Origin of the sequence: uncultured Shewanella sp. (assembly GCF_947491715.1) — a bacterium.
Lineage (GTDB): Bacteria > Pseudomonadota > Gammaproteobacteria > Enterobacterales > Shewanellaceae > Shewanella.
Window position 1 is genome coordinate 54262 of sequence record NZ_CANLKR010000026.1, and the last position, 23358, is coordinate 77619.

The 23358-nt window shown below is 40.0% G+C and carries 15 protein-coding genes; 6 read left to right on the forward strand and 9 right to left on the reverse strand.

Translation table 11 applies throughout. The annotated features are described in order from the left end of the window. Positions 1-119: 119 nt before the first annotated feature. Positions 120-857, reverse strand: a complete 738-nt coding sequence (locus Q0779_RS16735) for a thioesterase II family protein (protein WP_298774254.1) — start codon at positions 855-857, stop codon at positions 120-122. Positions 858-1073: 216 nt separating this feature from the next. Between Q0779_RS16735 and ttcA the strand changes: the two genes are divergently transcribed. Continuing rightward, on the forward strand, positions 1074-2015 hold the full coding sequence (ttcA, locus tag Q0779_RS16740; protein ID WP_298774255.1) for a tRNA 2-thiocytidine(32) synthetase TtcA: 942 nt from the start codon (positions 1074-1076) through the stop codon (positions 2013-2015). A 171-nt stretch (positions 2016-2186) separates the two neighbouring features. Here the strand turns inward: ttcA and Q0779_RS16745 are convergent, their stop codons facing one another. The 4 genes from Q0779_RS16745 to Q0779_RS16760 all read right to left on the reverse strand — a co-directional run bounded on the left by Q0779_RS16745 (position 2187) and on the right by Q0779_RS16760 (position 6389). After that, entirely contained in the window at positions 2187-3275 is a 1089-nt protein-coding gene (locus Q0779_RS16745; protein ID WP_298774257.1) for an FHA domain-containing protein, read from the reverse strand. A 338-nt stretch (positions 3276-3613) separates the two neighbouring features. Further along, a complete protein-coding gene (locus tag Q0779_RS16750; RefSeq protein ID WP_298774258.1) occupies positions 3614-4195 on the reverse strand; it encodes a Twin-arginine translocation pathway signal in 582 nt (193 codons plus the stop codon). A 245-nt stretch (positions 4196-4440) separates the two neighbouring features. After that, positions 4441-5001, reverse strand: a complete 561-nt coding sequence (locus tag Q0779_RS16755) for a hypothetical protein (RefSeq protein ID WP_298774259.1) — start codon at positions 4999-5001, stop codon at positions 4441-4443. Between the two features lie 62 nt (positions 5002-5063). Next, positions 5064-6389 carry an aspartate aminotransferase family protein gene (locus tag Q0779_RS16760; RefSeq protein ID WP_298774261.1) on the reverse strand — a complete coding sequence of 442 codons (1326 nt, stop codon included), beginning with the start codon at positions 6387-6389 and terminating at the stop codon, positions 5064-5066. A 374-nt stretch (positions 6390-6763) separates the two neighbouring features. On the opposite strand from Q0779_RS16760, the gene Q0779_RS16765 reads away from it, so the two are divergent. From Q0779_RS16765 to Q0779_RS16785, 5 genes are all read left to right on the forward strand, one after another. Continuing rightward, a complete protein-coding gene (locus Q0779_RS16765; RefSeq protein WP_298774289.1) occupies positions 6764-8311 on the forward strand; it encodes an arylsulfatase in 1548 nt (515 codons plus the stop codon). 129 nt (positions 8312-8440) lie between these two features. Beyond that, entirely contained in the window at positions 8441-10756 is a 2316-nt protein-coding gene (locus Q0779_RS16770) for a tetratricopeptide repeat protein (protein WP_298774263.1), read from the forward strand. A 164-nt stretch (positions 10757-10920) separates the two neighbouring features. Continuing rightward, positions 10921-12687 carry an alkaline phosphatase family protein gene (locus Q0779_RS16775; protein WP_298774265.1) on the forward strand — a complete coding sequence of 589 codons (1767 nt, stop codon included), beginning with the start codon at positions 10921-10923 and terminating at the stop codon, positions 12685-12687. Positions 12688-12729: 42 nt separating this feature from the next. Beyond that, positions 12730-14400 carry an alpha/beta fold hydrolase gene (locus Q0779_RS16780; protein ID WP_298774266.1) on the forward strand — a complete coding sequence of 557 codons (1671 nt, stop codon included), beginning with the start codon at positions 12730-12732 and terminating at the stop codon, positions 14398-14400. 214 nt (positions 14401-14614) lie between these two features. Beyond that, on the forward strand, positions 14615-15736 hold the full coding sequence (locus tag Q0779_RS16785) for a beta-ketoacyl-ACP synthase III (protein ID WP_298774268.1): 1122 nt from the start codon (positions 14615-14617) through the stop codon (positions 15734-15736). 78 nt (positions 15737-15814) lie between these two features. Here Q0779_RS16785 and Q0779_RS16790 read toward each other — a convergent pair whose 3' ends face one another. The 4 genes from Q0779_RS16790 to Q0779_RS16805 form a co-directional block, all read right to left on the reverse strand. After that, positions 15815-16726 (reverse strand): hypothetical protein, encoded by a 912-nt coding sequence (locus tag Q0779_RS16790; protein ID WP_298774269.1) that lies wholly within the window; start codon positions 16724-16726, stop codon positions 15815-15817. 95 nt (positions 16727-16821) lie between these two features. Next, the gene (locus tag Q0779_RS16795; protein ID WP_298774271.1) at positions 16822-18495 is read right to left on the reverse strand and encodes a TolC family protein; all 1674 of its coding nucleotides are present in this window, start codon (positions 18493-18495) and stop codon (positions 16822-16824) included. A 141-nt stretch (positions 18496-18636) separates the two neighbouring features. Further along, the gene (locus Q0779_RS16800; protein ID WP_298774273.1) at positions 18637-21783 is read right to left on the reverse strand and encodes an efflux RND transporter permease subunit; all 3147 of its coding nucleotides are present in this window, start codon (positions 21781-21783) and stop codon (positions 18637-18639) included. A 2-nt stretch (positions 21784-21785) separates the two neighbouring features. Further along, entirely contained in the window at positions 21786-23051 is a 1266-nt protein-coding gene (locus tag Q0779_RS16805; protein ID WP_298774276.1) for an efflux RND transporter periplasmic adaptor subunit, read from the reverse strand. Between the last annotated feature and the right edge of the window lie 307 nt (positions 23052-23358).

Genomic DNA, 23358 nt, shown 5'->3' on the forward strand with positions numbered 1-23358 from the left:
CCCTTCTATCCTACTCCCTCAAAGACTCACTGATTTCATCCTTCGCTGGTGGACGAGCAAAAAATGAAAACAAAATAGCGATATTGGTCTCTTCTGGCCCTTTCATTTTCGACAGATTTTCAACGTAAAGGCATTAAAATCTGTTTTACATGAGATAATAGTGCTTGTGGGTGTTTATCGATAAAGAAATGATCACCTTGAAGATATTGTAATGTCGCCTTAGCACTCGTTAATTCTTGCCAAGCAAGTAGCTGATGTTCGCTAATATCATCATCACATCCACTGAAAATATGTATTGGACACATTATTGCTTCACCGTTAGCGACATAAGACTCTGCAATCGAAAAATCGGCCTTAAGCATAGGGTATAAGAATGACATAAGCTCTTCATGTTGCAACACTGCACTAGAAGTGCCATTTAATTTCTTTAGTTCATGCACAAATTCAGGTTGTTCAAGGTGGGCGATATTGGGTTTATGACTCAACACATGGGGCGCTCGGCTGCCCGAGGCTATCAACGCCTTAGGCAAAGGCTTATCCTGTACTTGTAGTTGTAAAGCCAATTCAAAACCCACTCGACTACCTAAACTATGGCCAAAAAAAACATAAGGTTTTTCAGTTAGAAAATGAATATTTTTCATCAGTTCACTGATTAAGTGTTCCATTTTTACCAACAGTGGCTCATCAATACGTGTGGCTCTCCCAGGCGGCTGAAAATACACTAATTCAATGTCATTCGGTAAAAAATATTGCCACTGCTTAAAGATTGCGGCGCTACCGCCAGCATAAGGAAAACAAAACAGTCTCAAACGCGCATTTGGCCGACTATGGGGTAAAATAAAACAAGACTGTGACACCAAAACACAAACCTTAATCATGAAAAGAGATAAAAAATAACCTGAGAGACTGATTTAAACAAGCATAATGGCTTTCTCATCGATTAAAAATAATTTATTTTCTATAAACTCATTCGCTTTTAGGAAAAATCAAAAGTAAAAAGTCATTAAGCTTTACCCTTAAGCTTGAAACTGGAATAATATGCGCCTTAAATTGACCGCAATGAAGTATGTTTTATGTCTGAAGAAAAATCACCCAAGCACATCACTCGAATCAATAAGTTGCGTAAACGTTTACGTCGTGAAGTGGGCAATGCTATCGCCGATTACACTATGATTGAAGAGGGAGATACGGTTATGTGCTGCCTGTCTGGCGGAAAAGACAGTTATGCGATGCTAGACATCCTACTGAATTTGCAAAAGCGGGCCCCAATTACATTCAATATTGTGGCAGTCAATTTAGATCAAAAGCAACCAGGTTTTCCTGAAGAGGTATTACCTCGCTATCTAGATGCATTAGGTGTGCCTTATCATATTTTAGAAAAAGACACTTATTCTATCGTCATGGATAAAGTACCAGAAGGTAAAACAACCTGCTCATTATGCTCACGTTTACGCCGTGGAACCTTATATGGGTTTGCTCAAAAAATTGGCGCCACAAAGATTGCCCTTGGGCATCATCGAGATGACATTATTGAAACCTTGTTTTTAAATATGTTTTTTGGTGGAAAGATGAAAGCCATGCCACCTAAGTTATTGTCTGACGATAAAGCCAATATGGTGATCCGCCCCTTAGCATATTGCCGTGAAAAAGACATCGCAGAATATGCCGAATTAAGTGAATTCCCCATCATTCCCTGTAATTTATGCGGCTCACAAGAAAACCTTAAACGAGCAGCCGTTAAGGATATGCTTAAACAATGGGATAAAGATCATCCCGGCAGAATTGAAACCATATTCACTGCCATGCAAAATACCGCACCTTCTCAAGGTGTTGATAGAGAACAGTTTGATTTCCTAGCACTCAAACGAGATGATAGCATTGTCGCTTCTGGTGATGTTGCTGAAGCTTCGCTTCCTGCTTTTGATTTTCTTGACGTATCCAACAGCGGCCACATTAATCTTGATAAACATGCTGGCGAACGAATTGATACTGTTAACACTTACACACCTAAATAACGATAGCGCTCAAACAGCATTATCAACAGAACTTAACATCTTTTTAAGTTCTGTTAGGGGTCAAAAATAAACCTGTTGTCCCATGCTTAGCTGCTTATATATATTTTAAGTAAAAATTAGAATGTAGGTAGCGATTTTATGTGTGGCACGAGCCATAGCCAAAAGAAAGTATTAGCTATCGTAAAAATAAGCCCAAAATTTAGCATTAAACTCTTCTGATTTAGCCATTCTGTTGAAGTAATTATTGTAAAGCATCCACATATCTTTCTTCTTTACTTTAAATAAACCACTTTGATAATGATTAAACAGATGCTCTAATGCGTTGGGTGAAAGATCATCGATAAAGCGAGCTAACGCCTGTTCAATCTGCACTTTCAATTGCTCGTTATTTATCGCTTGAAGGGAAGAGGTGTAACCCGCACTCTGCAAATAACCTATTTTGTTTTCCGTTAACGGTGGGAACGAGAGAACCTGATTTTCTGAAATGAAAGACGCTCCTATCTCTTCCTTATTAAGCTGTATCGCATCGCTATGTGTTACATGGGCTTCTTGATGCCTCTCATTTTCTTGAAAAACAAATTCAGATGTTTGCACTTGGCTTTTAAAAGGATCAGGACTGATCTCATCAAAATTAAGAGAAATATCTTCTTTACTCTTGTTTGAAACAGTATGTTTATTAGGTTTAATAAAAGGATCGACTTGCACTTGATGATCGACATCATTTGCCGGTTCATTTACCCCCTCCTCTTGCTGCTGTTCATTGCCTATTGAACCTGATACATTATCCTCATCATCAAGTTGCATAAAGGGATCACTGTAAGATTGGAGATCAGAGCGATCGATTACAGGCCTATCTCTAACATCAAGTTTATGTTTAAATGGATCCTCAACTTTGCCATTTAAGGGCTTTTCTAGAGGTTTTGCTTCACTGAGTTGAGGATCAAAGCAAGAAACTAATAAGCGATAACCCCCAATATCCAACAGATCACCATCTCTGATCAATGCTTCATTTTGATAACCAACAGGGTTTTCCGCTCCATTAATGACCACACCAGACTGGCTAATATCCTCCAAGATATACTCACTGTTTTCTTTCCGAACTAAAGCATGAACAGATGAAATGGTTTCGGTTTCATCGGGTAACATAAAGCTATTGCTCGCCCCTCGACCGATACTCCCTCCTTCTTCTGGTAAAAGAAAACTCATACAACCTAAAGCTTCAGTATCTGGTGCGACAATGACATGAAAAGAGATCGCCATAACTACTCCCTTTTAATTTCCAACCCAATTCCACAAATTCAATGACACTTATTTGAGTATAAACCAACAATTCAGCTAACACCCAAAAGAACTAGGAATAAAATTAAACATTATGACTTTCACCCCCCTTTAAGGATGGTAGAAAACCGATTAAGTCCTCCACTCTATTAGAATTAAGCTCAAAGTGATTAGTACATAGGTTTAATGCGTTTAGTTTTTTATCCATAACGATAAAATAGGTTAACATTGTCACAGTTTGACTAAAAACCCAAAAGCACTGTATTTAAATACAGTGCTTTTTATATTAAAGAACATAACCACTATTTGAAACGTATCATCTATGCCTTAAGCGCTTCAGCAATACCATTTCCACCTCTAGCTATATTTAATGCCATTTTATAGTAATAAGAAAAACGTTCTTCTTTATGTTCACCCTCAGGCAATATCGCACACAAATTAACGGCTCCTGCTATCGCTTTTGCATAAAGGTACAATGGAGGCTCAGTGCTTGGCTCTCCCTTTGGAGTGATGCTTCCCCCTGACCAAAAAACGGCTTGTGCTATCCAACCTGGTGCCGCCTCCAACCCCACCTTTTTTATCATTAATTCTGCATGACGACGATGATGTTCATCTGGATTTTCAACCCACAACTTAGCCGATAAAATAGCATGGTGTTCATCATGATCCCAATCATCTCGAGAGGAGAGACATTGGTAACCCCACCAAATAGCTTCCCTTAACGGCAATGCATGAGCAAAAAACATCGTCAATTCTATATCCCATTTACGCTCTCTCATTTGTTCGATAAAATCGATAATAGAATGATGAGATTCTGCTAAAGCAATGATTTCTTTATCTGGGTCAAATAACGCTAAAACATCTGAAGCATTTGTATAAGGGATTTTAATGTAATTATTCATTAAGAGGGAACATTCTTTAAAAGGTCTAATGATATAAGAATAGACAATATATGCTTATTCAGCTGAATTGATTTAGCATCCGCTTGTAAGGCACTTTTCAATAAAAAACGATTGTTTTATAGTGAGTATCTCTGCAATGACTGGTCAACACCAGCTTGATGCGATGTCACTTTATCATTTAACCACTGACATCGCTTAGCTCTTCCTTTGCATAAAGCCTAATCGCGCATCCCTAGCCCACTAGCTCAAGACGTTTGAAAAGGTAAATCAACCTCAGTACAATCTGAAGGTAACATTTCAAAACTGTTTAATGTCATTGCGACATAAGCGTAATAACCAAAAATACCCACAAGTTCCACTAATACGGATTCTCCAAAATGGGCTGATGCTTCTTGATACAATACCTTATCAATCCTTCTCGTCTGATATAGGGATTGACCCAACTGATAAATCAGCCGCTCTTCATCGGCATCAAAACAAGGCTCTTTCCCCACTCTAATATCTTCAATGACTTGCGAATCAACCCCTTCAGATAGTGCAATAGGGGCATGAATAATCCATTCGGATTGGGATTGCCACCAAGCCGCTGTGACCAAAATAGCTAACTCTGACAACTTGTTAGGTAGCTGAGTATGATATCGACAAAATGCCCCAAGTTTTTGGCTATGCTGCGCTAATTCAGGACTATGAAGCCAAGCAAGAAATGGCCCATTGAGATCGCCTCTTGCATTTTTAATTTCCTGCAAAATAGTCGATTGTTCTTCACTCAGGTTGCTTTCCTCAAATAAACTTAGTCGAGACTTCATTGCATTCCTCATATCATTCTATAAGTGTTTATTATTCTCGGTTTCAACACATTGAATAAACTCTACTCTTTAAGCACTTGAAATAAAGTGTCTTTAAGTACTTGTGATATCTCTTCAATATGCTGCTCTTCTATGATAAAAGGCGGGGCTAATAAAATATGGTCCCCCACTCTCCCATCAACCGTTCCTCCCATGGGGTAGCACATTAACCCATTTTGCATTGCTACCTGTTTGATACGAGCATGAACTTTTAATTGAGGATCAAAAGGTAATTTTAGTTCTTTATTGGCCACCAGCTCGATCCCAACAAAAAGACCCCGTCCTCGTATATCCCCCACATAGGGATGTTCTGCAAATGTTTGCAACAATACCTGATGTAAACTGTGACCTCGCTGACGAACTTGGGTTAATAAATGGCGCTCCTCAATGGTTTTTTGCACTGCTAATGCACCTGCACAAGCCATAGCATGACCAATATAAGTGTGCCCATGTTGAAAAAAACCACTTCCTTGCTTGATGGATTGATAAATAGCATCACTAACGAGTGTTGCGCCAATGGGTTGATATCCCGCTCCTAGTCCTTTTGCAATGCATAATAGATCGGGAGTAATGCCCTCATGCTCTGCAGCAAATAACGCGCCTGTTCGACCCATACCACACATGACTTCATCCAGAATAAGCAAAATACCATATCGATCACAAATCTCTCTCACACCTTGAAAATAATGCTCTACTGCTGGCACCGCGCCCATTGTTGCACCCACAATAGGTTCAGCAATAAAGGCCATCACTTGATCACCACCTACCTCAATAATTTTTTGCTCCAATTCATTCAGTAACCGTTGACAGTATTGAGCAGTATTTTCACTTTCTTCCTGAAAACGATAAGCATGACAAGGACTCACGTGATGAGTCTCAATCAGTAAAGGGGAAAAAGAAGCTCTACGCCAAGCATTTCCACCCGCGGCTAAAGCACCCAATGTATTACCATGATAACTTTGCTGGCGCGCAATAATATGACGACGTTGAGGAGAACCCATTTCAATAAAATACTGACGAGCAAGTTTTAATGCAGCCTCGACGGCTTCAGACCCCCCAGAAACGAAATACACATAATCGAGACCAGCAGGTGCTCTTTCTGTTAAAAAATCAGCCAATTCCTCCATAGGTTCTGTCGTAAAAAAACCACTGTGAGCATAACAAAGTTTATCCGCTTGAGATTTCAATGCAGTAATGACACTAAGATCCGAATGCCCTAGACAAGAAACAGCCGCTCCACCACAGGCATCCAAATAGTACTTACCATCACTATCGATAAGATAAACGCCATCTCCTTTTACCGCCGTTGGATATTGAGAACGCAAATTTCGATGAAATACATGACTCATAATCGACACCCCTTTCCCTTTGTGTTAAACAAGCTTATAAGAATAAAAATGTACACGAGTGAATGAATTTGAAAATAAAGACTAATACATTAATATTCAATTCATTTTGCAAAACCCAAAACAGCCTATGTATTCTTAGCCTTAAAAAAACACAAAACTCCCCATAAAAATACATGCCACCAACTAAAAGGCACATTTTAGTACAAAGTGTATAACGATTAAGCTACTGCCGTTTTGGCACTCAATACCTATCAGCCCCTATTTCTTGAAGCTCATTGCTAAAATGTTTTCTATACTCATATAAATCAAATATTGTGTAGTTCAACTCACTCATCTTCACTCTATTAGCCATTAATAAGGATATATTCATGGTGATGAAACGTTCCAACTTTAACCGATGGTGTGTATTCCCTCTCTTAATTCTATTCGGATTTGCTTCAACATCTTTATTTGCAGCAGAAAAACCGAATATTTTAGTTATTTGGGGTGATGACATAGGCCAAACAAATGTCAGTGCATACAGTTTTGGCCTAATGGGATATAAAACGCCAAACATAGACAGTATTGCTAAAGATGGCATGATGTTTACTGATTATTATGCAGAGCAATCTTGCACAGCAGGCCGCTCCACTTTCATAACAGGGCAAACGGTTTTACGCACAGGGTTAAGCAAGGTTGGCTTACCCGGTGCCGATATTGGCTTACAAGCAAAAGATGCCACCATTGCCGAAGTCCTTAAACCTTTAGGGTATACAACGGGGCAGTTCGGTAAAAATCATTTAGGTGATAAAGATGAATTCCTCCCCACTAATCATGGTTTTGATGAATTTTTCGGTAACTTATATCACTTGAATGCAGAAGAAGAACCTGAAAATATCGATTACCCTAAAGATCCAGAATTTAGAAAAAAGTTTGGCCCACGAGGGGTCATAAAATCCTCAGCGAATGGGGATATAGTTGATACTGGCCCCTTAACCAAAAAGCGCATGGAAACTATTGATGATGAAACCGTTTCTGCCGCGATCACTTTTATGGAGAAAAGTGTTAAAGCCAATAAGCCATTCTTTATCTGGTGGAATGCAACACGAATGCACTTTAGAACGCATATTAAACCTGAACATCAAGGTATGTCTGGGATCAGCAATTATGCTGATGGCATGATTGAGCACGACAACCATGTGGGTCAGTTATTGGATAAAGTGGATCAACTTGGCATAGAAGATAACACCATAGTATTCTATTCCACCGATAATGGTCCCCACATGAATACTTGGCCGGATGCGGCCACAACACCTTTTAGAAGCGAGAAAAACACCAACTGGGAAGGTGCATTTCGCGTTCCTGCAATGGTTAAGTGGCCAGGAAAAATCAAAGCAGGTCAAATTTCTAATGAAATCATGCACCATATGGACTGGTTACCCACCTTTGCCGCAATTGCGGGTAACGATAAGATAAAAGATGAGCTGCTTAAAGGCTATAAAGCGAATGGGAAAACCTTTAAAAATCATTTAGACGGTTATAACTTCTTACCTTACCTTACCGGAAAAGAAGACAAAGGACGCCGAAACGAAGTCTTTTACTTCACAGATGACGGAGACTTATCCGCATTACGCTACAACAATTGGAAAGCCGTGTTTATGGAACAAAGGATCACCGGAACATTACAAATTTGGGCTGAGCCCTTTGTCACATTACGTGTACCGAAACTCTTTAACTTACGCATGGATCCCTATGAAGTGGCTGATAAAACATCAAACACTTACTATGACTGGCTCATTGATCGCGCCTATATGTTTGTTCCTGCACAGGCTTACGTAGCGAATTTCCTAAAAACCTTTAAAGAGTTCCCTCCCAGCCAAAAAGCCGCAAGTTTTAATTTAGAGCAAGTAATGAAGATGCTGGAAGAGCCTGCTCAAAACTAAACAATCAAGATACTGGTACATTAAGGGCCATCACAAAGGTGGCCTTTTTTACACCAATAAATCACTGGCTTTTTTTCAAAAAATAACGGATGTTAAAAAAGACACCTTCATTAACACTTTGATAACCACATGAACCTTAACAGCCAAATCGCATACTTATCAATCAAATTAATCAACCCAGTAGTCTTCATTTGTTGTTTGACTGTTTTATTTTCTCACTCGCTTGCTCAGGCGACGGAGACCATTGAGCGCTTGCATAGCCCGAAGCACAATATCGAAGCCAAAACTTGCATTCAATGCCATGAAAAACAAGTCACACAATGGCAGGCTTCTCATCACGCAAAATCAATGCAACAGGCTAATCAAAGTACTGTACTGGGTAACTTCAATCAATTCCTCTATGAAAACGCTGAGAGCTGGACGCTATTTAATCGTGATGATAAGGGCTTTTATATTGAAACAGGATTCACCAATCAAGCTGGCAAGCGATATCGCGTTCCTTTTGTTTTTGGTTTTTATCCCTTACAGCAATTATTAGTGGATATAGGAAGCGGACGCTTACAAGCATATACGATTGCCTGGGATGCACGTTCCAAACAACAAGGCGGGCAAAAATGGTATGATTTATATGACGATAGCCACCAAACTTCGAGTCCTTTTTACTGGAAAGGACAATTTAATAATTGGAATACTCGCTGCGCTCAATGTCATTCAACAGGATTAACACGTGGATATGATCTCAAAACGGATAGCTATGATACTCGTTGGCATCAACCTAACATCAGTTGTGAAGCTTGCCATGGTTCAGCAGCGCGGCACCTTACTTTACAACAAGATAATCACTCTTCTCCCCATGACAAAGCACAACACGCCGGATTTACTCAACCTATTAAACCTTCCACTCTTTTTACATTACTTCCAGAAGAGATGACAGCAAAATTAAGCGACACAATAACGTTAAAAAAACCAAAAGAAAAAACAACGCTATCAAGCACGCTCCCCCAAAACCAACCCAGTACATTAGATAAAGGCCAAGCAAGCCAATGCATTTTCTGCCATAGTCGAAGGCATCCTCTGGTTGAAGGTCACGGTACCGGAGAGATCCATCAAGAGATGCTCCCCCGCCTTGCACTGCCACGCTTATATTATCCAGATGGACAAATACAAGATGAAGTCTTTGTCTATGGCTCATACAGTCAAAGTAAAATGGCCGCAGCAGGGGTCGTATGCAGCCATTGCCATGACTCCCATAGCAACAAACTTGTAAGTCAAGACAATAGCTTATGTACCCAATGTCATCGAGCCAGTCAATTCGACAATCCATCCCATACCTTACACTTGTCAGCAACAATCACCCACACAACAAACCATACTAATGCACCTCAATGTGTTGACTGCCATATGCCGAGTCGCACCTATATGGGCGTTGATATACGGCACGATCATAGTTTTCGTATTCCAAATCCGTGGGTCAGTGAGGCACTGAAAACGCCAAATGTTTGTTTAAGCTGTCATAAAGATAAAAATCACTCTTGGACACAGCAAGCCCTCGCCTCTAAGAAGGAGGCCATCTTTCTTCATAACTCTGATATCGGCACCGCGACTTTACTCAATATGACTGCACCTGATCAGGCAAAAAAACTCATAGAAAAGTGGGTACTTGATCCAAGCCAAGCCCCTATGCGACGAGCCGTATTAATCAATTTATTAGACTTATCTTTTTCCAATCATATTCGTACACTCAACACATTAGCTAATGATGATGAAGCCTTAGTTCAGCTAGGTGTGTTAAACAAATTGAAAGTGGCTCCTTTCACTTTACAATTACAAATTGGATTTGGTTTACTCTATGATGACAATAAAAACGTTAGGCTAGCAGCGATAGAATTACTTTCTCCAGCATTGAAAACTCAAATACCCGTTGAAGCACAAGCAACACTAAATAAAGTCTTAAAAGAAGCCATTGATATCTACCAAGTACAACAAGACACCCTACCAGGCCAATTATCTTTAGCTGACTTAGCCTATAACGTGGGTGATCTGCAACAAGCAAAAATTCACTTTGAAAATGCACTCACTTTACAACCTCATTTTTTACCTGCCAAACTGAATCTAGCCAGTATATATAGAGAAACAGGCCATTACACAGAAGCAAAACAATTACTCAATGCCATACTGTCTATTGATGTTCAACACAGCTTAGCCCTGTATAATTTAGGCCTAATTTATGTAATAGAAAAAGACTGGCGTAATGCCATTAGTACATTAAAACACGCCACTCATACTGCTCCTGAAAATAGGCAATTTGCCTTTGTTTATTTACTCGCACTCGAAGCCAGTGGCGATCCTGAGCAAGCCCTGATCCAACTCAAAAAACTCTCTTTGCAAACCCCAAACGATCCAGCTCTTATTGAAATAAAAAAAAGACTCTTGCAAAAACACTGAACAAAATTGAACAGGTTTTGAAGAACTACAAAGCACAAGCTTTAACAGAAAAACAAAAAAGAAAAAGTGGCAATAAAAAACCCATTCACTATTATTAAATTATATCAGTCGAAATGAATTCATTTCATTATCAATGCTCACTGTCCTTTGAGACTGGAGATCTTATGACAAGACAATCCGTCAATAGACTGGTCGTTTTCAATTATACATTGATTTTATGCTTGCTCATTACACTCACTTTTAAGCTTCACGCACAATCTCATACTCCCCATCATCCGATCTTAAAAAAGCCTAAGCTCATTTTACAAATTACTGTCGATGCCCTTAGAGGCGACTTACTCAATCGATATCAGAAAAATCTCAGCAAAGAAGGATTTAACCGCTTAATCAATAATGGCATTACTTATACCAATGCCCACTATCAGCACGCAAATACTGAAACCATTGTGGGCCACGCCTCATTAGCAACAGGCGCTCCACCAGCAATTCATGGCATGATCGGTAATATATGGTTTGATAGAAATCAAAACCGAGTGGTGTATAACATCGAAGATCCTCATTACGGCTTACTCACAAAGGGAGGAGGTGTTGATCCATTAAATGAAATCGACCCCACACAAAAAGCCGCCAAAAATGAAGGGCGCTCTCCCATAGCACTACTCACTTCGACTATTAGTGATGAAATAGCAATTGCCAATCCTCATTCAAAGATCTTTGCCATCTCGATTAAAGACAGAGGTGCAGTCTCCTTTGCAGGCCAATACGGAAAGGCATTTTGGTTTTCTAAAACCAGTGCTACCTTTGTTACCAGCAACTATTACTATCAAAATTATCCTGACTGGATCGAACAGTGGAATGAGCGGCGCCACATTAATCAGTATCACGATCAGCAATGGAAACTTAATCTGCCAGAAAATCAATACCTGCATGCAAATGAGAACGTTGTCACACCGAACACAAATTACAAAACCGACATTGACGGCTTTGGCACTCGATTCCCTCACTCTTATGGCAAAGCTAATGACAAGTCTTTCACTACAAAGCTCACGCTGGGTCCCGCAGGAGATACATTAACTGCATTATTTGCAAAGGCACTGTTAGAGAATGAACAATTAGGACAAGACGACACAACCGATTACTTATCCATTAGTTTCTCTTCCAATGATTATGTATTACATTTGTTCGGTCCCTCTAGTCTAGAAGCTGAAGATAACTTACTGAAGCTAGATCAAACATTAGCTAACCTCTTTCATTATATTGATAAACAAATAGGCTTTGAAAATACATTAATTATACTTTCGGCCGATCACGGTGCCCCCGAAGTCCCTCAGTATCTCAAACTTCAAGGTAATCAAAAAGCCCATTACTTTTCGCCAAAACTTCTCTCTACTCCCCTCTTTTTTTCTAACATCGAAAAACAACTCAAACTGAATAAGGGACAAGGGAAAACACTCGTTCAACGCTATGCCCACCCATATCTTTACCTCAATTACGATCAAATTAAAAAAAATAAACTTGATATTCAACAAGCACAAGACATATTTGCCACCGAGATCCGCAAATTGAAAGGCGTGGCCTACGCCATCCCTAGTCATCAAATCGCCTTGGGAGCATTGCCGAAAAATCACATTATGACTCTCATCAATAATAACTATCACCGCTCACGTTCAGGCGATATTCATCTCATTTTTTCTCCTCAAACATTCATCAATGAACTTGATGGATTAGAAGTGGCTTCTATGCACGGTTCCCCTTGGCAATATGATACTTTTGTTCCCATCATCTTTGCGGGTAGCCATTTACAGACAAAAACGGTTAATCGCGCCGTCACTCCTTATTCTATCGCCCCCACTATCGCCGCTTATTTAGGCATTACTCCACCATCGGGCACCTCAGCGGACAGATTACGTGAAGTGCTTTATCGCCAATAATCAACCTGTTGGCACACCTATTTTAAAAGGAATAGCACTATAATGTTCAAACCCTTTGGCATAATATCTATCATCAATATCCTACTATTCTCTTCATTCACCTTTTACTGTCAACCCACTAATGCCAATGGGCATTTACCCATCATTCGTTTTGCTGCAGGCCTGTTAAACATCGGTATTTTTCCAAAATCGGATGCCTATACAAGTGATGACGATATTGTCATAACTACGCATGATGATATTCAATTAACGGCTAATATCTTTGTTCCCACAACATTAACGGCCCTCGCACCAAGTATTATTTTCATTAATAGTTGGGGATTAAATGAGTACGAATACCTTCAACAAGCAGCTGAACTAGCAGAAAAAGGGTATATTGTTCTTAGTTATACAACCCGAGGTTTTGGTGATTCAGGCGGTATTGTCGATACTGCAGGCCCTAAGGATATTAATGATCTACGGAAGGTCATTGACTATTTACTGACGTCTTATCCAGCCGATCCTAACGCAATAGGGTGCGCCGGGATCTCATATGGTTCTGGTATTTGTCTCATAGGAGCCTCACAAGATAAACGGATTAAAGCCGTTTCCGCAATGAGCAGTTGGGGGAGCCTAGTAGACGCACTTTATGGACACCAAACCCCTCGCTTAGTATGGGGAGAATTACTCACACTCAGTGGTGAATTAACTGGCCAATTGGATCCCATCCTCCATCAATACTGGAACAGCATCAAGTCACAAGATTTAAATGCTATTCCAGATATCATTGAGTGGGCAAAAATACGATCCCCCATCAAATATGTTGACAAGCTAAATGACAACCAAACAGCAGTGTATTTTGGGAAAGCCTATGGCGATAACCTCTTCCAACCTAATAGTCTACTGTCAATGTTCGGTCAATTAACAGGACCGAAACACATTGACCTTGTTCCAGGGACTCATGGTAGTGCAGAACTGATTCCAAGCTTGCTCGGCATAGGTGAAAACCCTATATGGAACAACACATATCAATGGTTTGATCATCATTTAAAAAATCAGCAAACAGACATAGTCTCTCAATTACCTGTCCAAATGCACGTAAAATTCACTCAAAAAGTCAGCGCCTTTGAAGATTACCCTTTACCCGATCTTCAATCACATGACTTCCATCTGCATCCTCGCTTTATCAGCGGAGCAGGAGCATTACTCACTCGTCCCTATTCCAGCATTTTTAATCAAGATGATCGCATCAACGCTTGGGCTGGATCGCTATTTAGTACTCAAATTCCGCTACTATCTCAGTTGCTTGAACAGGTAAACATCCCCATTACAACAAGCATTCCACTCGCTTCAAATATCCGTAGTGTCTATTACCAAACTACCAAACTAAACAGCAAAATGGAAGTGAGAGGAAACCCCAAAATACAATTACATTTCGTACCTCAACATACTCAAATACAACTCATTGTTTATTTATATGATATGGCACCATCAGGCGTTGGCACATTAATTACACATGGTATGATGACATTGCCCAATACAACCAGCAATGAAACGCAAACATCAACCTTTGAGTTGATCACAACAGCTTATGATGTCCCCCAAAATCATCAATTAGTTCTCGCCATTGATACATTTGATCCCCAATACCAACCACCTACATCTGTTCCTTATGATATAGACTTTGTCTTTTCCAAAGACCGTCCATCTATTTTAACGATACCTTCACTGTAAATATGTTCTCAATAGACTGTCATGTTTTAGACTGTCATGTTTTAAACACACTCACTATAAGATAAAAACACAAAGAATCACGTCGAACACTTGTTTATAAGAAAGTTTCAATATATGTTAACTCGGTAAAATGCATCACATCGTTGAGCAATCTAAAAATCGAACTAAAAAAGCATCATTCTTGCTCAAGCTATCTCTATTTTAAGGAATTACTGTGAAAAAAGTCGTGATAAGCGGTACTGGCCTCTATACACCTGAACATATCATCTCAAATGATGAGCTTGTTAATTCTTTTAATACCTATGTCGCACAATTCAACGAACAACATAAAAAAGACATTGAAACAGGAAAAACATCAGCATTAATGGAAAGTAGCAGTGCCTTTATTGAAAAAGCTTCTGGCGTTAAAAGTCGCTATGTCATCGATAAAGCTGGAATTTTAGATCCTAGTCGCATGAAACCATACATACCAGAGCGCACTAACGAAGAAACCTCGCTGCAATGCGAAATGTCAATTATTGCCGCTAAAGAAGCACTTAACCAAGCCGGAAAAAGTGTGCGAGATGTTGATATGGTCATTGTTGCATGCTCAAATTTACAAAGAGCCTATCCAGCAATCGCCATTGAAGTGCAAAACCAACTAGACATTCAAGGCTTTGCCTATGATATGAACGTCGCCTGCAGCTCGGCAACCTTTGGTATACAAGCGGCGATGAATGCCATTCAAACTGGCAGTGCTCGATGTGTATTAATGCTCAATCCGGAGATCTGCAGCAGCCACTTAAATTTTTGCGATCGTGATAGTCATTTTATTTTTGGTGATGCGTGTACAGCAGTGCTGTTAGAAGAAGCCTCCCAAACAAACAGTCAAACACAATATGAAATTTTAGGGACAAAACTACAGACCCTTTACTCCAATAATATTCGTAATAATGCGGGTTTTTTAAATCGATGCGATGATGCAGGTCTCAATCGCCCAGATAAACTCTTTATTCAAAATGGTCGAAAAGTCTTTAAAGAGGTCTGCCCTATGGTCGCCGACCATATTACAACACATGTAAACAGCCTATCTTTAATGCCAAACACAATCAGTCGATTGTGGCTACATCAGGCTAACTTAGCCATGAACCAATTAATTGCAAAACGAGTATTAGGCAGAGAGGCTGATAGGCTTGAAGCACCGGTGATCTTAGACCGCTACGCCAATACTAGCTCTGCAGGATCTATCATCGCTTTTCATTTACATCACACCGATTTACCAACAGGGAGTCTCGGAGTCATAAGCAGTTTTGGTGCGGGCTATTCCATTGGCAGTGTTATATTAAAAAAATGTTAATTATCTACATGTAGCATGCAGATCAGCCATTTTCCCTGTGCTAATCTTGCTCTTAAGGTATATCGCATTTTCCTTTAATTACGCTAAGATTTGAGTTGAATCAATAAAGTGATCGATTGCCTCCCTTTGCTGTTCATCATCTAATAAATGTAAATATTGAATAGGATCACCTAATTCTAATTCAAGTAGGAGTAATTGTTGTGTTTGTTCACAACGGATCATATCAATACGAAACTTATGTGCCTTTTCTCCGGTTAAATGCACTATGCTCTCCAATACATTTTGTACCGCTTTTAAATCAGCTTCACAAGGCGTCACTAGCAGAGAGGTACCCCCATGCATTTTATGAGTACGGTGATCCCATTTTGAAGGCGTTTTTAATACTGCATGTGATACTTTATTATTATAAATAATAAAACTGTATTCACCTTCAATTCTCACATTAGGCAAAAATTTTTGGACCATAATACCTGGTTGGATCTCGGCAATAAGTGAATTAAATTCATCATCAATTAAATTAACTAAAAAATTGTTTTCACCAAATGTCGCATAGGTCGGTTTGACGACCAAAACATCACCCAATTGATATTGCTCAGCGATGTGCATGAGCATTGTTCGATTTTTAATGGGTTCATCCAAAAAGTGGGTCGGAATAACAGGGATCCCAAGAGAGGCTAATGAGGTTAAATATTTTTGTTTATCCGTATAAAGCTTTAATGTTGCTAAGCCATTAAATAGCTCCACTCCTGCCAATTTTACTTTTTCACACCAAGCTCTAAACTTATCATAACCACTTGGGTGGCCCACTTCACCAATATAAGCAGCTTTAAACTCTTGCCAATTTATCCCCTCATCTTTATCCCAGCTGATGTCTTTAACGTGCACATTTTTTGCTTCTAACCCTTGTTTTAATAGTGAAATTTCTTTTTGCCATAATTCTGACGCCTGACTAAATACTTCAGAATTACCAATTACAGCCACATTATCCATCATTTATCCTTAACTCAGTCCCTTTACTCTCCATATTATTAAGCATAGTCCGTTACATCCCTCTATGTGACCTAAATATCACCTACAAAAACAAGCTAAGGTGTATCACTGACCGATTCTAGATCACGCCGTGCAGTAGAAACGGCCTCATTAACGTTAGCTCCTCCTCCAACGGAACGATACAATTCCACCATAGCCAATAACTTATCACGTTGAATTTGGCTTAAAGATAATTGAGCGCTGAATAAATTCCGTTGAGCGTCCATAAAATCCAGCGAACTCGCTACACCATTAATATAACGTAATCGGGCTAAATGCGTGTACTTAGCGGCCGCATCCACTAAAGTTTGTTGCATTAATATCGACGCTTCAGCCCGTTTATAGCTTTGAATCGCGTCATTCACTTCAAAATATGCGGTTAAAAGGGTATTGCGGTATGTCAACTGAGCTTGTATCGCTGCTTGCCTTGCAATCTCCACATCAGCTCTTAAACTGCCCGCGTTATATACGGGTGCCACAATTTCCGTTAACAAAGACCAAAATAACCCTCTACCATTAAAGAAATCCTTAAGGCTATCTGTTTCACGTCCATAAGCACCTGTAATGGTAAAAGAGGGAAATAATGCAGAGGTGGCAAGCCCTATGTTGGCATTAGCGGCAATGAGTGCTTGTTCAGCGGCTTTAACATCTGGACGAAACTTCAATAATTGTGAAGGCACACCAACAGTAAACCAAGTTGGAAATTGTGCCCCTCTCTCGGGTAATTGTGCCGTTGCACTTGCCACACCTTTACTCTGATTGTGCGCCCTTGCACTTTTGCTAACCGTGCCATCAATCCGCTCTGCAGTTTGGCTAGTATGCTTACGCCCATTCTTTTTCTCCTCATCAAAATGCATACTATTATCAAGTGCAGAATTCGTTACTGCATCCACATTGTTATTGTTTTCACTATTTGTAGGTAAAATTAAAGAATAATCGAATTCTCCAAGTAAAATTCGTAATTGACTTTCTGCAAGTCGCCTTTCTAACACTAAATCAGGTAACGTGGAGAGGGCTGTTTGATATTCAACTTCCGCTTGTTGTACTTCTAAACCTGAAATCACACCATTTTTATGCCTAAGCAACGCTAATTCATACGCTTTCTTTCGTAGCTTAACGGTATTGGCTGATATTTGGTGCCTTTGATGAGTATCGATCCACTCATAATAACGAGTCGCCAAGTCACTAATTAAACTTATATAGCTGTAATGCAACAGCTCTTTAGTTGATAATAGCGTGGCATAAGCCGATTCACTGCCACGTTGATTACCGCCCCACAGATCTAACTCCCATGCCACCACACCTGATAAGTCAAAGACATTTTTAGCATGGGGACTGGCATTAGTTATAGCACTAAGTAGCTCTCTTTCTAAAGAAGAGTCTATCTCAAAAGTGGGATATAAAGCCGCATCAGCAACAACAAAACTTGCTCTGGCTGCTAGCAACTGCGACTGCATACTTTTAATCGTTAAATTCTGCTTAATAGCATGATGAATTAAGGTTCTTAAATAAGGATCAAGGTAAAAGTCTTCCCATTTAAAAGCAGCTAAATTAGGGGGTAAACTTTGCATTTGTAGGCTTGACTCAGTATACAAACGGGTCACGCCGTTATGAGTAACACGCTTTGAAGGTAATACCGCATCGACATCAATAAAACTAGGCGCAGGAGATAATTCAGGCCTGACATAATCAGGGCCCACGACACAAGAAACCAAACCAATACATAACACTATGATCAATAAAGGCTTTAGACATACTGAATAATTTAAATATAATCTCTTATGAAATAACCCGTACACAGCGCGCCTCCAACACTCTTTAAAAACAATCATTATTTTGTCGATCGTCCAAGATACTGATATGGCGAAAAGTTAAAGCGATTCATTGGAAGTGGTCTCCCCATCAGATCGTTTATTCACTTTAATCGGCAGTTGTTTAACCCAATTTTTGACTGTGACAAAAAATAACGGAACAAATGTGATCCCCACTGTTGTAGCAAAAATCATCCCATAAAAAATAGGAATCGAAATTGACTGACGACTCACCGCGCCAGGTCCTGTAGAAATAACTAAAGGCAACACGCCCAAAATAAAAGCAAAAGAGGTCATCAAAATGGGACGAAAACGCATCTGGGCAGCCCTCACAGCTGAATTTAATAAGTTATGCCCTTTCTTATTTTGCTGCACAGCAAACTCCACAATCAAAATAGAATTTTTAGCCGCCATACCAATCAATGCTATAAAAGCCACTTGGAAAAATAAATTACTGTCCATGCCACTGAACCAAGTCCCTAAAGAGGCTCCAAACATTGCAATGGGGGTAATAAGCAACACGGCAATAGGCGTGGTCCAACTTTCATACAATGCCGCTAAAAAAAGAAACACAAAAACAACAGCCAGTGTAATCGCTATCGCCGTTTGTCCTGTCGCTTTCACTTCTTGATATGTCAGACCTGTCCATTCATATTTAAATTCATTGGGCAATAAGGCTTCAGCCTCTCGTTCAATCACCTTAATGACATCGCCGGTCGCATAACCTGAGGCGGGAGTTGCACTGATCGATGCACTGGAAAATAAATTATAATGCGTCACAGCGGCTGGTCCCACAGCATAATCATACTTAGCTAATACTCCCACAGGTACCATAGCCCCTGTATTTGAACGCACATAATAATTTTCAATTTGACTCGGGTAACGACGATACTCCCCTTCTGCTTGCAACCTCACTCGATACACTCGCCCAAACAAATTAAAATCATTAACAGTTGTTGAATCCGTAAAGGTTTTAATGGTGCTATATATATCAGCTAACTCAACACCAATCGCAAGAGCTTTGGTTTTATCAACAGTTAAGGCTAATTGAGGAATGGCATCTTGAAGCGCTAAGGTCGCATTCGCAATTTCAGGTTGTTTGTTCAACTGATCAATGAGCTCGTTAGCTGATTCTAATAATCCATCAAAATTAGCCCCTGAACTATCTTGCAGCTCTAATTCAACCCCCGCACCATTGCCAAGTCCAGGCACTGCAGAAGGTAAGTACAGGTTGAACTCGGCCTCTAATACATTCACGAGCCTTCCCCGCAACTCCTTCATCACTTTTTGAACGGTATCATTATCTTGCTTACGCTTATCCCAGGGCTGTAAAATCACTTCAAATTCACCATTGGCTTGATTTGATCCTAAACGTCTATTTTCCCCCGCTAATGAAAAAGAGTAGGCAACGGCTGGATGATTTAAGATATATTTTTCTGCTTTTAGTAATACTGCTTGTGTACGATTCACTGTCGAACCATCGGGTAATGTCACATCGATAAAAAATCGCCCCTGATCCTCATCTGGCATGAAACTACTGGGTAAATGGCTCATCAATAGATACACACAAACAATAATCACCCCAAAAAGAGCATAACTACGCTTGTAATGTTGATTTGCCATAATCACGCCAAAGACATAACGCCTTGAATTTAAATCTAACTGTTTATTCACCCAATGAAAAAAGCCTTTTTGAGCCACAGGCGTATGAGTTAACAAAATGGCACACAAAGCAGGACTTAAGGTCAATGCAACTAAAGTAGAAATCAATACCGACACGGTAATAGCAATGGCAAATTCACGATACATGATCCCCGTTATCCCAGGTAAAAATGACACTGGCACAAAAACAGCACAAAGCACCAAACTGGTTGCCACTATGGCCCCAGATAACTCTTTCATCGCTCGGCGCGTTGCAGGGATCGGCTCCATGCCTTCTTCACTAATCAAACGTTCTACATTTTCAACAACCACGATGGCATCATCCACGACAATGCCGATTGCGAGTACTAAGGCTAATAAACTCACTGTATTAATGGTAAAACCAAATGCCAATAATGCGGCTAACGTACCGATTAAGGACACAGGGACCGCAATGGCGGGAATTAATGTTGCTCTTAAGTTTTGCAAAAAAATAAATACTACTAAAATCACCAAAATCAGTGATTCTATTAGCGTCAACACCACTTCTTTTATGGACTCCTCAATAAAAATGGAAGCATCAAAAAAGATTTTCCATTCCATTCCTTGAGGAAACTTAGTCGACAACTCATCCATCGTTTGTTTGACTTGCTTAGTCACTGCAAGCGCATTAGCCCCAGGCAATAAAAACACTTGTAAAATGGTGGCATTATCCCCATTTAGAGCCGATTGTAAGGTATAGGCGGCAGAACCAAGTTCAACTCTTGCGATATCCCTTAGTCGAATTAACGCGCCATCTGGCGCTGCTCTAACCACAATTTCCTCAAAATCATGAACACTGCTAAGCCGGCCAGGTGCAGTAATGGGTAAGGTGACACTGATGTCTTTGGTATTAGGCTGAGTCCCTATGGTGCCTGCAGGAGATTCCGTATTTTGCGCTTTAATGGCATTAATCACATCATTCGTGGTCAGTTTATAGCCAGCCATCTGATCCGGTCTTAACCACACACGCATAGAATAACTTCGCGATCCGGTATTACGGGTGCCACCCACCCCTGGGATCCGCCTTAGTGCTGATTCAATATTAATACTGGCATAATTGCTTAAATAAATTTCATCATAACGTGCATCTTTTGAAGTCAGCGCAAGTTTTAATAATTCTATGGAGGCTTTTTTTGAAACCGAAACCCCTTCAGTTTGCACTTCAATGGGAAGATCCCCAGTAGATTGCTGCGTCGCATTTTGTACATCAACAGCGGCTAAGTCAGGGTTCGTTCCCACATCAAAGGTGATCAGTAAACTCACACCACCTGAATTGGTGCTTTTTGACTCCATGTAAATCATGTTAGGTACACCATTAATCTGCTCTTCTAATGGTGTCGCCACAGAATCTGCGGCCGTTGTCGATGTAGCACCTGGGTAAGAAGCATTAATTTGAACTTGAGGAGGTGTAATATAGGGATATTGATCGATAGGCAATAGAAACATCGATACAATACCAATAAGCACAATAACAATAGAGATAACACTGGCAAAAACGGGACGCTCAACAAAAAACTGTGCCATTATCAGTCATCCTTTCCTGCATTATTTGGCTCTTGTGTTTGTATTTTTATCCCTTTATTCTTTTCATCAATATCTTCAAGCTTTAAATACTCAGCTTCTGATAAAGGCTCTGCAAGTTGACCATGCCGCACTCTATGCATCCCTTCCACAATCACTTTTTCCCCTGCTTGTAATCCACTTTTGACTATCATTCCTTCTTTGCCTTGATGCTCTATCACGATAAAGCGACGTTCAACACGATTATTAGGCAATACCACCATCACATACACGCCCCCCTGATCGACTTGAGTGGCTTTTTGAGGGATCACAATGGCATTTTTAAGCTCACTTAATTTAATGCGCACATTGGTGTATTGCCCAGGTAACAGCTCTTTATCAGGATTCGGTAATACCGCTCTCACCTCAAACGTTCCCGTTTCAGAGTTAACCGATGGCTCAGTAAAACTGACTTTTCCTGGATAAGTATATTCACTGTAATCTGGTAAGGTGACCCGAACAAAACCTGTAAAAACTTTTCCTTCATTTTCAGCGGCTTTTTCCTCCGAACGGCTCACCATTCGTCTACGAGCATTTAAGTAATCTAATGCCGACATGTTAAACATGACATAAATAGGGTTGACCTTTTGGACTTTCGTCAATAAAGATTGTCCCTTACTGCCCACGAGTGCGCCAACATCCACTTTTGTTTGGCTCACTAACCCATCTATCGGGGCCGTTATTTTTGTGTAACTCAATTCCAACTCTGCAGACTCAAGCGCGGCTTGACTGGCCACTAACTCTGATTTTGCCTGTGCTAAATTGGACATTGCATTATCTAAATCTAATTGACTCGCAGCATCTTGATCATACAAAGGCTTAAGCCGCTCAACATCTCTTTTGGCTTTATCTACAACGGCTTGTTGAGATGTCCGTTGCGCTTTGACTCTATTGACCTCTGCAACATAAGGCTTACTGTCTATTTGATATAACAAGTCACCTTTCTTTACTGCACTGCCTTCAACAAATGCTCTTTTTTCGACGAATCCATCAATACGTGCACGCACTTCAACATTCAAAGACGCCTCAGTTACTCCCACATAATAGCCATAAATGGGCACCGTCGATTCAACCACATTGGCTACCACTACTCTTTTTGCTTGGAAGGATTGTTCTTTTTTATTGCAGGCTAGCAAAATGGCAAACAATGAAAAAAGAATGATAATCCGTGCACTTCTTTTTTCTAAAAGAAAGGGGGGTTGAACGGCTATCTGAGATAAAATAAATGCCATCAATCGCTTCCTGCTAATATCAATGAACAAGTATTGAGACTAAGCATACAAGTGAAGTAATACGGCGTGAATTTTTTAACGGCAGAAATTCATTACTTATTAAAAGGTGAACTAAACACTTCCTCTCGTTTCTTAATCACGGATTATGTATGGACTTGGATAAAGTGTAGACTGTCATCGGTTTTTTTATCAATTTATTCTTAAAAGAGACCGAAAATAAAAGGGAAAAGCAAGGTGTTGCAATCATAACTCCCTGCATCCTAGGGCCTGTTGATCTTTGGTGGTTAAATTATGTCCGAGATAAACG